This window comes from Aliidiomarina sp. (assembly GCF_022565475.1).
Classification (GTDB): Bacteria; Pseudomonadota; Gammaproteobacteria; order Enterobacterales; family Alteromonadaceae; genus Aliidiomarina.
In genome coordinates this window covers 78,405-91,626 of sequence record NZ_JAIUMR010000009.1, presented here as the reverse complement: position 1 = coordinate 91,626, position 13,222 = coordinate 78,405, and the positions used below count along the sequence as shown (strand labels likewise).

General features: G+C 50.2%; 9 protein-coding genes. All 9 read right to left on the bottom strand.

What is annotated here, in order from left to right:
- Positions 1–48 precede the first annotated feature (48 nt).
- On the bottom strand, positions 49–1,698 hold the full coding sequence (locus tag LAT77_RS09120) for an electron transfer flavoprotein-ubiquinone oxidoreductase (RefSeq protein WP_290564308.1): 1,650 nt from the start codon (positions 1,696–1,698) through the stop codon (positions 49–51).
- Positions 1,699–1,769: 71 nt separating this feature from the next.
- Entirely contained in the window at positions 1,770–3,962 is a 2,193-nt protein-coding gene (locus LAT77_RS09115) for an EAL domain-containing protein (protein WP_290564254.1), read from the bottom strand.
- A 159-nt stretch (positions 3,963–4,121) separates the two neighbouring features.
- Positions 4,122–6,080: an acetoacetate--CoA ligase gene (locus LAT77_RS09110; RefSeq protein ID WP_290564253.1), complete on the bottom strand. Its 1,959-nt coding sequence runs from the start codon at positions 6,078–6,080 to the stop codon at positions 4,122–4,124.
- A gap of 89 nt (positions 6,081–6,169) precedes the next feature.
- Positions 6,170–7,063 carry a hydroxymethylglutaryl-CoA lyase gene (locus tag LAT77_RS09105; protein ID WP_290564252.1) on the bottom strand — a complete coding sequence of 298 codons (894 nt, stop codon included), beginning with the start codon at positions 7,061–7,063 and terminating at the stop codon, positions 6,170–6,172.
- A 12-nt stretch (positions 7,064–7,075) separates the two neighbouring features.
- Entirely contained in the window at positions 7,076–9,052 is a 1,977-nt protein-coding gene (locus LAT77_RS09100) for an acetyl/propionyl/methylcrotonyl-CoA carboxylase subunit alpha (protein ID WP_290564251.1), read from the bottom strand.
- The gene (locus LAT77_RS09095) at positions 9,049–9,861 is read right to left on the bottom strand and encodes an enoyl-CoA hydratase/isomerase family protein (protein ID WP_290564250.1); all 813 of its coding nucleotides are present in this window, start codon (positions 9,859–9,861) and stop codon (positions 9,049–9,051) included. The genes LAT77_RS09100 and LAT77_RS09095 overlap by 4 nt, the downstream gene beginning before the upstream one ends.
- Before the next feature lie 10 nt (positions 9,862–9,871).
- On the bottom strand, positions 9,872–11,479 hold the full coding sequence (locus tag LAT77_RS09090) for a carboxyl transferase domain-containing protein (protein WP_290564249.1): 1,608 nt from the start codon (positions 11,477–11,479) through the stop codon (positions 9,872–9,874).
- A gap of 13 nt (positions 11,480–11,492) precedes the next feature.
- On the bottom strand, positions 11,493–12,665 hold the full coding sequence (locus LAT77_RS09085) for an isovaleryl-CoA dehydrogenase (protein ID WP_290564248.1): 1,173 nt from the start codon (positions 12,663–12,665) through the stop codon (positions 11,493–11,495).
- Positions 12,662–13,111, bottom strand: a complete 450-nt coding sequence (locus LAT77_RS09080; protein ID WP_290564247.1) for a MerR family DNA-binding transcriptional regulator — start codon at positions 13,109–13,111, stop codon at positions 12,662–12,664. Before LAT77_RS09080 ends, LAT77_RS09085 begins: the two co-directional genes overlap by 4 nt.
- Positions 13,112–13,222: the final 111 nt, after the last annotated feature.

Sequence of the window (13,222 nt, the reverse complement as noted above, 5' to 3'; positions counted from 1 at the left end):
AACATTTATAAAACGTTGGCTTTTTTAATTTAAATAAAGTCAGTTTGATTACATGTTCGGATAGTTTGGTCCACCCGTTCCTTCCGGCGTTACCCAGCGGATATTTTGACTCGGGTCTTTAATATCACAAGTTTTACAATGAATGCAGTTTTGTGCATTAATTTGGAAACGTTTTTCGCCGCTATCACTGGTGACTACTTCGTATACGCCAGCCGGGCAATAACGTTGGGCTGGCTCATTATACTTGGCTAAATTCACCTGAATCGGAATGGCTGGGTCTTTTAATTGTAAATGACACGGCTGATCTTCTTCATGGTTGGTATTGGATAAATAAACCGATGAGTTGCGGTCGAAGGATAGTTTATTGTCAGGCTTTGGATAATCAATTACAGCCGCATCAGATGCAAGTTGCATCCCCTCATGATCAGGAGTGACATCCTTCAGTGTAAAGGGGAGTTTGCCTCCAAAGTAGTTCTGATCGAGGGTATTGTAGGCACCACCAAGCCACATTCCAAACTTGTGTACGGCAGGGCCAAAGTTACGCGAACGATAGAGTTCGTCGTATAACCAAGACTGTTTAAATGCCTCGGTATATTCGGTTAAATCCGCGCCTGATTTATTTGCTTGCAATGCAGTAAATAAAGTTTCTGCAGCTAATAAACCACTCTTCATGGCGGTGTGATTACCTTTGATTTTTGCAAAGTTGAGGGTACCTGCGTCACAACCCACGAGAATGGCACCGGGCATAGTCATCTTCGGTAGCGAATAGAAACCACCTTTGGCGATGGCGCGCGCACCATAGCTGACTCGTTTGCCGTTTTCGAGCACTTTGCGGATCTCTGGGTGGTGCTTAAAGCGCTGGAATTCGGCAAATGGGTTTAAGTTTGGATTGGTGTAATTCAAATCGATAATTAAACCGACAAACACCTGTCCGCCCTCAGCGTGATACATGTATCCGCCACCCGACGCGTGATCTTTTAGTGGCCATCCGGCGCTGTGAACGACGACGCCTTCTTCGTGTTGTTCAGCTGGAACGTCCCAGATTTCTTTAAAACCAATCGCATAATGTTGGGCAGTGCTGTCTTTGTCGAGCTGATAATGTTGAATAAGCTCTTTACCCAAGTGACCGCGACAGCCTTCGGCGAAGACAGTGTATTTCGCCCGCAATTCCATGCCCGGCATGTATTCGTCTTTTGGCTTGCCATCCATACCAACGCCCATATCGCCGGTAATCACACCAGCAACCGCGTTATTTTCATCATAAATGACTTCAGCCGCAGCAAAGCCAGGGAAGACTTCGACACCGAGCTCTTCTGCTTGGCTCGCTAACCAACGGCTAACATTACCCATGCTGACAATATAGTTGCCGTCGTTATGGAAGGTTTTCGGAACCATAAAATTCGGCAATTTGCTGGCTTGATCAGCATTTTTGAACATGAAAATATCATCACGTTTCACCGCGGTGGTTAATGGCGCACCGCGTTCTTGCCAATCCGGAAATAACTCGGTTAATGCGCGTGGCTCAAAAACAGCCCCAGACAGAATATGCGCGCCGACTTCAGAACCTTTTTCGATCACACAAATTTGCAGGTCACCACCTTGCTCTTGATTAAGCTGAGCGAGTTTACAGGCAGTACTGAGTCCTGCAGGGCCTGCGCCTACAATGAGGACATCAAACTCCATACTTTCGCGTTCCACTTCATGGTTCGCCATCGCGGATACTCCTTACAACTGAAAAGACAGATTAAGATTGAGAAATTTATTCGATTTTAACCGATTTTAGCAGGAATTACGCCGTTTGACTGTGTCAAAAGTTTAGTAATTTCATCCGCCGGAAGCGGTCTACTGTAGAAAAAGCCTTGAGCGATCGTACACCCGCGCTCGATCAGGAAGTCTGCTTGCTCTTGATTTTCAACGCCTTCGGCCACGAGACCAATATCGAGGTTGTGAGCGAGGCTAATAATCGTGTTGGTAATGGTCGCGTCGTCTTTGTCGTCGGGGAGGTCTTTGACAAAGGAGCGATCGATTTTCAGGGCGTTAATGGGGAAGTGTTTGAGATAACTGAGCGAGCTATAGCCAACGCCAAAGTCATCAATCGCCAGGGTAATGCCGTTGTCACGCATCTCTTGCATAAACTTGGTATGACTTTGACTGTTCTCAATGAGCACTTGTTCTGTTAGTTCTAACTCGACATAAGACGAAGGTACGCCAGCACTGCGGATCGCATAAAGAATTTGATTGGTAAGGTCAGGAACTTGGAACTGGCGACCCGACAAATTCACCGAAATCCGTAAATCGGTGAGCCCCATATTGCGCCATCGTGCGAGCTGCCGACAGGCCTCTTGCAAGACAAATTCTGAGATCGGAATGATTAAACCAGAGTCTTCAGCAATAGGAATAAATTGATCTGGACTGATCATGGTGCCGTCATCTTCAATCCAACGCAGTAGCACTTCGACGCCAATAATTTTCCGTGTCGTCATGTCAACTTGCGGTTGATAAAACAGCGTTAAATTTTCCTTCTCGATGGCAAAACGCAAGCGTTTTGACAGCTCAAGTCGGTTCGAAAGTTCGTCATGTAATTCTTGGCTATAAACATGCCATGTGTTGCGGCCACGTTGTTTTGCCCGATGCAAGGCCGTGTCAGCGTGACGCATGAGTGTTTCACCGTCCTCTTCACCGGTTTGCGTCAACGAGATACCAACGCTACAGGTGACAAAAATTTCGTAGCCTTCGACATCAAAGTGCGTATCGAGCGCCTCTATGATCTCCTCGGCAAACTTTTCAAGATCATATTGGCTGTGCACCGCTGGTAACAAGATCGCAAATTCGTCGCCACCGAGGCGAGCAATCACCGATGGGCCTGCTGGCAATTGCGCAAGCCGTTTTGCCACTTGCTTGAGCAATAAGTTACCAATGTTATGACCCAAAGTGTCGTTAACTTCCTTAAAATGGTCGAGATCGATCATCATCACACCAATATGCTTGGCATTGGCGCGTTTAATCTGTAGATGCTGTTCTAATTGCGCCAAGATGGCATTACGATTCGCGAGCCCGGTTAAGGAGTCATGTTCAGCCAAGTAGGCGATGCGTTGCTCGACTTTTTCCCGTTCTTCAATCTCGTCGTAAAGTTCGCGATTGGCTTCTTGCAACATGGTTTCCCGGACACGACTGACACCGAGTAAATAGAGCACAAACGTCAGCAGACAGGTCACCAGCAAACCGGAAATAAATACGATCAATGGCAGATTACTTTGCAACTGCGCTAAACGCTGTGGTGAAGGCCACAGTTCAAATTGCCATGTTTCACCAAAGAGCTGAAAGGGTTGGCTATGTCCCCATTTTTCACGTAACTGCTGACTATTGACTTGGCGGAACAAAATGGCGTCGTCGTCAATGCGTGAGACTTGGAATTCAGTGTTCGCGGGCAGGTGGGTATGACTGATGAAATCGAAGAGCTGACGCATACTGAGTAAGGCTGCGTAATAACCGGTTGGTTGTCGTTGTTGTTGTGGAATCACCAGTAACAAGTCTGCTGGATGTTGACCTAAAGAATCGGCTGGGATTAGATAGCGAATGCCATGATTAAAGCGTGGCAGCCAACTCAACGTGGTTTCCGAAACAGACGTTGGTTGCTCATAACGCGGGTGACTATCAGTAATCAGGCCGTCGTTATTAATCCAAAGTACGCGCTGAAAATGACTGTAGTAGTCGATAATTTCCGGGCCTTGTTGTAACCAATTTTGGCCGTTTGCTTCGTTGGTCGTAATCCAATTAAAACCAAAGAGATGTAACTGTAATTCACGGCGAATTTCTAATTGTAATTGGGTAAGTTCTTGACCGAGCTGCTGCTCTACTGACTGGTTATCGAGAATACGCAAAGCGAAGGTCATCGTTAGCGTAATGATGACCCCGAGAATTCCTGCTCTGATCGCATGGCGATGCCGCTGAGATTTGCGCATGTGCACCCGAGTATTTGCTTATTCTTATTATCTATACAACCTTGCCTGAATAAGTTTCTATTGTCTACTGCTAACTAACTGAAAATAAGCTAGTTCCATCTCAGTAATGAAACCTATCCAAACCCGGCTACCACGTATTCTCGAGAAGCTATTTTGCTTTTATGCCTGTAATTCTCTTCGATCTCGGAAATAGTCTAAGGCTTCTGGATTTGCCAGTGCATCCGTATTTTTAACGGTTTCGTTATGAATAACCTGACGAACGGCAACTTCCACTATTTTACCACTAATAGTGCGCGGAATATCGGGAACTTGCGCAATAATTGCCGGTACGTGGCGTGGTGTCGCATTCGCTCGAATAATCTGCTTAATTTCCGTGCGCAGGGTGTCATCCAATTCAATACCGTCACGTAGTTTTACGAATAACACAATACGTTCGTCGTCTTGCCAGTGTTGTCCAACCGCAATGCTTTCTAACACAGCGTCAACTTTCTCCACTTGCCGATAAATTTCAGCCGTGCCGATACGTACGCCACCGGGGTTGAGCACAGCATCCGAACGGCCATAGATAATCACCCCATTTTCAGCTGTGAGCTCAGCGTAATCACCATGCGCCCAGATGTTCGCGAAGCGGTCAAAGTAAGCACTGTGATATCGGCTGCCGTCTTCGTCGTTCCAAAAGCCGATCGGCATGCACGGGAAGGTTTGTTCGCAGACCAACTCGCCTTTTTCGCCACGCACGGGTTCGCCGCTGTCGTTGTAAACATTGACCGCTAAGGCTAGGCCGCGACACTGCAATTGGCCGCGATACACGGGCAAAATTGGGTTACCCAAGGCGAAGCAGGAGATAATATCGGTGCCGCCAGAAATCGAGCTTAAGCACAGATCGGTTTTGATGTCGCGGTAGACGTATTCAAAGCTTTCCGGTGCGAGTACCGAGCCGGTGGTTAGAATAGTGCGCAAGGTGCTGAGATTATGACTCTTCCGCGGTGTCTCGCCCGCTTTTTCCAATGCGGCTAAGTACTTAGCGCTGGTGCCAAAGACGGTAATGCCTTCTTTGTCGATGAGATCGGGCATGGCTGCCGGTGTTGGGTAAAACGGTGAGCCGTCGAAGAGCGCTAACCGTGCGCCAATGGCAAGACCAGACACTAGCCAGTTCCACATCATCCACCCGCAGGTGGTGAAATAAAAGAGTGTGTCGCTGCGGCGTAAATCGGTGTGTAGGGCATGCTCTTTGAGATGCTGCAGTAAGGTGCCGCCAATGCCATGGACAATACACTTAGGCACGCCGGTGGTCCCCGAACTGAACATAATGTAGAGCGGATCATTAAAGCGGCGCTGGACAAATTCAAGTTCAGTCGCCTGTGGATCGAGAAAATCTTGCCAGCGAATACGATCAGGCAAGGTAACAGCGGCGTCATTGATTGCCGCGAAGTTGATTTCAATATGGGTTTGTACGGACGGTAAATCAGCCAAAATGTCGCGGACTTTGCTGCTGATGTCGAGCGTTTTGCCGTTGTAAAAGTAGCCATCAACGGTGAATAATACTTTTGGTTCAACTTGGCCGAAGCGATCCAGCACACCTTGCACTCCAAAGTCAGGTGAGCAGCTCGACCACACAGCGCCAAGGCTAGTGGTTGCAAGCATGGCAATGATGGTTTCAATGCAGTTGGGCAGCATACCCGCAACACGATCACCGGCGCTGACGCCAACGGCCCGCAAACTGGCAGCGAGTTGTGCAGTTTCGAGATAGAGCGCTGCATAGGTTATTTCGCGGCGTTGGCCAAGCTCGTTGGTGAACACCAGTGCCGGGCGGTCATCGCGATAACGCAAAAGATTTTCGGCGAAGTTTAACCTGGCTTGCGGGAACCACTGGGCACCCGGCATTTGTTCTGCTTGCGATAGAATCGTTGTACCCTTGCTACCAAGCACATTGAATTCGTCCCAAAGCAATGACCAGAAGTCAGTTTTGTGGGTCACAGACCAGTCATAAAATGCGTGGTAATCACCTGCAAATGCGAGCCCAAATTGGTCTTCGACCTTGCGCATGAACTGGGTCATTTGCGCGTTTTCTATTTGTGCGGCACTGGGTTGCCAGAGAGGACTATTCACTTCAGACATGGCTTTTCGAATTCCTATGCGTTTTTGTTATATTTATTGTCGTGTTTTAGTCACTTTGCTGTTAAGCGCTCCGCGCTCAACAGACAAAGCTAAGCTCGGCGCGCCACGCTGACATTCGAGCGCGGTTGCGTGCCTAGTTCGGCACAAATGGCTTGGCCAGCATCAATGATTTGTTCTAAGTCGACACCGGTTTCAATACCCATACCTTGAAGCATATAGAGTACATCTTCAGTGGCGACGTTACCACTTGCGCCTTTGGCGTAAGGGCAGCCACCAAGGCCGGCCACAGCGCTGTCAATCACGCTGACGCCGAGCGGTAAACACATGGCTAAATTGGCAAGTGCCTGACCATAGGTGTTGTGAAAGTGCAGGGCTAACTTTTCCATCGGCACAGCAGCGGCCACCGCCTCAAGCATCTGTTGGGCTTGCAATGGCGTACCGACACCAATGGTGTCGCCCAGTGAAATTTCGTAGCAGCCCATGTCATATAAAGCTTTGGCGACGCGCACTACATCGGTCAAAGGCACTTCCCCTTGATAGGGACAGCCAAGCACGCAGGAGACATAGCCACGTACACGGATACCGGCTGCTTTCGCTGCCGCCATAACTGGCGTAAAACGCTCAAGCGACTCGTCAATCGTGCAATTAATGTTTTTCTGACTGAATGCTTCTGAAGCGGCACCAAACACAGCGACTTCATCGGCGTGCGCGGCCATCGCCAACTCAAAGCCTTTGAGATTTGGCGTGAGCGCCGAATAGGTAACGCCATCGGCGCGTTGTATCTGGGTCATGACATCGGCGCTGTCGGCCATTTGCGGCACCCATTTCGGGCTGACAAAACTGCCAGCCTCAATGGTGGTTAAGCCGGAGGCGCTCAATGCATTGATCAATGCCACTTTGCTTGCCGTGGTCACCGCTTTTTCGTTCTGTAAGCCGTCGCGGGGACCAACTTCAACGATACGAACGTGCTTCGGTAATGCCATAGTCAGGCCTCCTTATTCGTTCTCTGCGGCGAGGCTAATGAGTTCAGCACCGTCGCTGACCAGTTCACCGGCGTGGAAGAAAATTTGCTCAACGGTGCCGTTAAAGGGGGCACGAATGGTGTACTCCATTTTCATCGCTTCCATGACGACCAAGGCTTGACCTTCGGCAACCGTGTCGCCAGCGGCAACGTTGACGGCAACAATCGTGCCGTTCATCGGTGCAGTCAGGCTGCCCGCTTCTTCTTCGTGCGCTAACTCGGCAAGTTCATCAAATAAAGTCGCTTGGAAACGGCCACTGGCGGTAAACAAGGTGTAAACACCGTCCACTTCAGCAACGTCTACCGGCATGCGCTGATCGTCCAACAGCACTGCGCCATCGGCACTGAATGCTACTTTTAGATCGTGGCGTGGCCACATGAAGAGGTCACCGTGTTGCTGTAAATCTAACACGATAGGGCTATCGGTGCCTTTCGGCGTGAATACCAAATGATGTTTTGCTGTTGCATTCATCCGCCAACCGTTGGCAACAGCCCACGGATCTGATGATGTAGTAGCTTGTTGCTGCTGGTGAATGCGGTAAGCAGCCAATACCAACAACGCTTGTTCTGTGCTTAAATTGAAGTCAGTCTGCTGCAAGTCGTCACCATACTGTTCAATAAAGCGCGTGGTGAGTTCGGCTTTGACGAACGCAGGATGCGTAGCAATGCGGTGCAGGTAGTCGGTGTTGGTGGTCACTCCGGCAATCCGAGTGTCTCGTAAGGCATTGGCTAAACGGCGCAGCGCGCTGTCACGATCTTCATCCCACACAATCAATTTGGCGATCATCGGGTCGTAGAATGTGGTTACTTCGTCCCCAGCGACAATACCCGAGTCCCAACGACAGTAGGGGGATGCTTCGGGATGGCGTAAAAAGGCAACCTTGCCGGTACTCGGCATAAAATTGTCGTCGGCGTTTTCGGCGTAAATTCGCGCTTCAAAAGCATGGCCATCGAGCACTAGCTCGTTTTGCTGCATGGGCAATACCTCACCGGCAGCCACGCGAATTTGCCATTCGACTAAGTCAACGCCGGTAATCATTTCAGTCACCGGATGTTCAACCTGCAAGCGCGTATTCATTTCCATGAAGTAGAAGCTTTGGTCTTCGTCGAAGAGGAATTCAACGGTGCCGGCGCCGACGTAGTCAATCGCTTGCGCAGCGCGCACAGCGGCTTCACCCATGGCTTTTCGGGTCGTTTCATCAAGCCCTGGCGCTGGTGCTTCTTCAATCACCTTTTGGTGACGACGTTGCACCGAACAATCACGCTCAGCTAAGTAAATTGCATTGCCATGTTGGTCGCAGAACACTTGAATCTCAACGTGACGGGGGCGAGTAATGTACTTTTCCACCAACATTTTGTCGTTACTAAACGCAGCTTTCGCTTCGCGCTTGGCAGACGCCAATGCTTCGTTAAAATCAGCCGCCTTTTCGACCACGCGCATGCCTTTGCCGCCGCCACCATAGGCCGCTTTCAACAAGACTGGATAGCCAATTTTCTCGGCTTCCGAGGCCAGCAAGTCCGGATCTTGGTCATCACCGTGGTAGCCTGGCACCAGCGGCACACCGGCGTCTTGCATAATGTTTTTCGCCGCGCTTTTCGAACCCATCGCGGCAATGGCTGGCACCGGTGGACCGATAAAGATCAGACCCGCGTCAGCCAATGCTTCGGCAAATGATTCGTTTTCTGACAAAAAGCCGTAACCGGGGTGAATGGCTTGGGCACCGGTTTTCTGCGCTGCGGCAATAATCTTGTCGGCGCGTAAGTACGACTCACTGCTGGCCGAGCCGCCAATGTAGACAGCTTCGTCAGCTTGCAGAACGTGCTGGGCGTTGCGATCAGCGTCGGAAAATACTGCGACTGTTTTAATGCCCATGTCACGTGCGGTGCGAATGACACGACAGGCAATTTCACCACGGTTGGCAATCAGAATTTTGTGAATTGACTGGCTCATGCGTGGCCTCCATCTTTTTTGTTCGATTGTTGCCAAGCTGGCGCGCGTTTTTCTAAAAATGAACTTAAGCCTTCTTGACCTTCTGCAGAAACGCGAATTTCGGCAATGCGTCGTGCGGTTTCAGCGACAACGTCGGCGTCGAGAGGATGGTTTGCCACATGGTGAATTAAGCGTTTACAGGCTTTTACCGCCGCAGGACTGTTGGCAAGTAGCGCGTTTAACAAGGGTTCAAGAGCATCATCGAGACTGCCGTCGGCAACTTCGTCGACCAGCCCTAAGCGGTGTGCTTCGTTAGCAAAGAAACGCTCAGCAGTTAGCATATAGCGACGCGCCGCCGGTTCGCCGAGTGCGCGCACAACATACGGACTAATCACTGCTGGAATCAGGCCAATTTTAACTTCTGATAAACAGAAGCTGGCACCTTCATCAGCAATGGCCATATCACAGCAGGCCACCAGTCCGACAGCGCCACCGAAAGCCGCACCGTTCACCAGCGCAATGGTTGGAATCGGCAATTGGTCTAATTCCCACATCAAAGCGCCCAGCTGTCCGGCGTCATTGACATTCTCTTGGTAGTTTTTGCCCGCCATTGAACGCATCCAGTTGAGGTCAGCACCGGCGGAAAAGTTTTTACCATTGGCGCGTAAGACCAATACCCGCGCTGCGGGATTGTCAGCAACGGATTTCAGGGCTTGGCGTAACTGTGCGATCATGGTGTCGTCAAAGGCGTTATGGACGTCGGGACGATTCATAATAAGCGAAGCAACGCCGCGCTCATCCATGATTAATTGGGTATACTCAGTACTCATGAAGCCTCGCTTACATCCGGAAGACACCGAAACGGGTGTCCTCGATTGGTGCATTTAGCGCCGCGCTCAAACTCAGAGCCAACACGGTACGCGTTTGCGCAGGGTCAATCACGCCATCGTCCCACAGGCGAGCAGAGGCGTAGTACGGATGCCCCTGACGTTCATAGGTGTCGATGATGGGTTGCTTGAAGGCCGCTTCGTCTTCTTTGCTCCAGCTCTCGCCTTTACGCTCTTTGCCATCGCGAGTGACTTGCGCCATAACACCAGCTGCTTGCTCACCGCCCATGACGGAAATGCGCGCATTCGGCCACATAAACATTAAGGTTGGGTCGTAAGCGCGGCCACACATGCCATAGTTTCCGGCACCATAGCTACCGCCAATCAAAACGGTAAACTTCGGCACTTTCGCACAACTGACGGCAGTCACCATTTTCGCGCCATGTTTGGCAATACCTTCGGCTTCGTATTTTTTACCGACCATGAAGCCGGTAATGTTCTGTAAAAACACCAGCGGGATTTTGCGTTGAGCGCAGAGCTCAATGAAGTGTGCGCCTTTTTGCGCCGACTCGGAGAACAAAATACCGTTATTGGCAACAATACCTACTAAGAACCCATGAATGCGGGCAAAACCAGTGACTAGTGTATTACCGTAGTTTTGTTTGAACTCGTCAAAATCTGAGTCGTCGACAATGCGGGCAATCACTTCGCGAACATCGTATGGTTTGCGTAAATCGGTACCGACAATGCCATAAATTTCTTCGGCAGGGTAACGCGGCGGCTTCACTTCAGCGACATCAAGTTTGGCTTTTTCTGGACGATTAAGGCGCGACACTGAGCGTCGTGCAAGATCAAGAGCATGTTCGTCGTTCAAAGCAAAATGGTCAGCCACACCGGAAATACGCGTGTGCACATCGGCGCCACCAAGCTCTTCAGCGCTGACTTCTTCACCGGTTGCCGCCTTCACTAATGGTGGGCCAGCAAGGAAAATCGTGCCTTGTTCTTTAACGATAATTGATTCATCCGCCATGGCCGGTACGTAGGCACCGCCAGCGGTACATAGACCCATGACCACAGCGATCTGGGGAATGCCCTTGGCCGACATATTGGCTTGATTAAAGAAAATCCGGCCAAAATGGTCGCGGTCTGGGAAAACCTCGTCTTGACGTGGAAGGTTCGCACCGCCTGAGTCAACTAAGTAAATACACGGCAAGTGGCAGCGCTCGGCGATTTCTTGAGCGCGCAAATGTTTGCGTACGGTCAGCGGGTAATAGGTACCACCTTTCACGGTGGCGTCATTGGCGACAATCATACATTCGGTGCCACTCACGCGGCCAATGCCGGCCACAACACCTGCTGCTGGCACGTAGTCTTCGTAGACGTCCCAGGCGGCAAACTGGCCGATTTCGAGAAATGGCGAGCCGGCGTCAAGTAAGCGCTGAATACGGTCACGAGCGAGTAATTTACCGCGTGCGACGTGACGTTCTTGGTAGCTTTTACCACCACCCTGTTTAATTTGTTCCGCTTTCGCTTGTAAATCTGCGAGTACTGCAAGCATGGCTTCGCGATTGGCTAAAAAGCCCTCATCGCGAGGATTCACTTTACTAGTAAGGATAGCCACAGTTCGGTTCCTTTTATTTGGATTCGGTGAATAACTCACGGCCGATCAGCATTCGGCGAATTTCCGAGGTGCCGGCACCAATTTCATACAGTTTAGCATCACGCAGTAAACGGCCGGTTGGGTACTCATTAATATAGCCGTTCCCACCGAGCAGCTGAATCGCGTCGAGGGCCATTTTGGTCGCCAGCTCGGCAGCGTAGAGAATGGCACCGGCAGCGTCTTTGCGCGTGGTTTCACCCCGGTCACAGGCTTTGGCGACAGCGTAAACATAGGCACGCGCAGCGTTCATTTGCGTGTACATGTCAGCAACCTTACCTTGCACTAACTGGAATTGACCGATGGACTGACCGAATTGCTCACGTTCGTGAATATAGGGTACCACCACGTCCATACAAGCTTGCATGATACCGAGTGGGCCTGCGGCGAGTACGGCGCGTTCGTAGTCAAGGCCGCTCATTAAAACTTTCACGCCTTGGTTCAGTTCACCCAGGATATTTTCGGCAGGGACGCGCGCGTCTTCGAAAACCAACTCACACGTGTTCGAGCCGCGCATACCCAGCTTGTCGAGCTTTTGTGCTGTGCTAAAGCCCGGCGTGTTGTCCTTTTCGATAATGAAGGCGGTAATCCCTTTCGAGCCGGCGCCCGGTTCAGTTTTTGCGTACACCACCAATACGTCAGCATCCGGACCATTGGTAATCCACATTTTGTTGCCGTTCAGAATGTAGTGGTCACCGTCTTTCTTCGCATGCAGTTTCATGCTCACTACGTCAGAACCTGCGTTCGGTTCACTCATGGCGAGGGCGCCAACGTGTTCGCCGCTGAGTAATTTTGGTAGGAATTTTTCTTTTTGCGCTTGCGAGCCATTAATTTTGATTTGGTTGACGCATAAGTTCGAGTGTGCACCGTAGCTGAGGCCGACCGACGCTGATGCTCGGCTGATCTCTTCCATGGCGATCACGTGTTCGAGGTAACCCATTTCTGAGCCACCAAACTCTTCAGGGACGGTAATGCCAAGCAAACCCATGTCACCAAACTTGCGCCATAAATCAGCAGGAAACTCATTTTTCTCGTCAATTTCAGCAGCGCGCGGAGCAATTTCATCACGAGCAAAAGCATTGACTTGCTCACGAATCATGTCTGCTGTTTCGCCGAGGTCAAAATTAAATGGTTTATACGAGCTGATCATAGGGACTCCTTGGACTTTTCATTGAGCTCTGCACGACAGCCGGCTTCAACCGCAGTCAGTTCATGCAAAACAACTTTAATATCTTCTAATTGCTGGCGCAGCGCCGATTTTTTGTCTTCAATTAAGCGCAACATGGTTTGTAATTGATTGACGCTGCTACCGTCACGGTCATACATGTCGAATAAGGTTTTAGTTTCCGCGAGGGTAAAGCCTAAACGTTTACCGCGCAGAATAAGTTTTAACCGGACTCGATCTTTTTGATGGTAGATACGCGTTTGGCCGCGACGCTCTGGAATGAGTAAGCCTTGATCTTCGTAAAAACGAATACTGCGCGTGGTAATATCAAACTCACGCGAGAGGTCGCCAATGCTGAAGGTGTCTTGTGTTCGGCGCACCCGCTCTGGGCTTGTTTCGAACTCAGCGGTGTCAATTTGTGGTTTAATCATGATTCGAATCCAAAGGTCACTTGCCATGAGGCATTCACAGGCGTTAAGCTATCACGAAGTTTACGTTAACGTAAAGTGCTGAGCGTGCTCAGCCTAACAATTTTATTACAG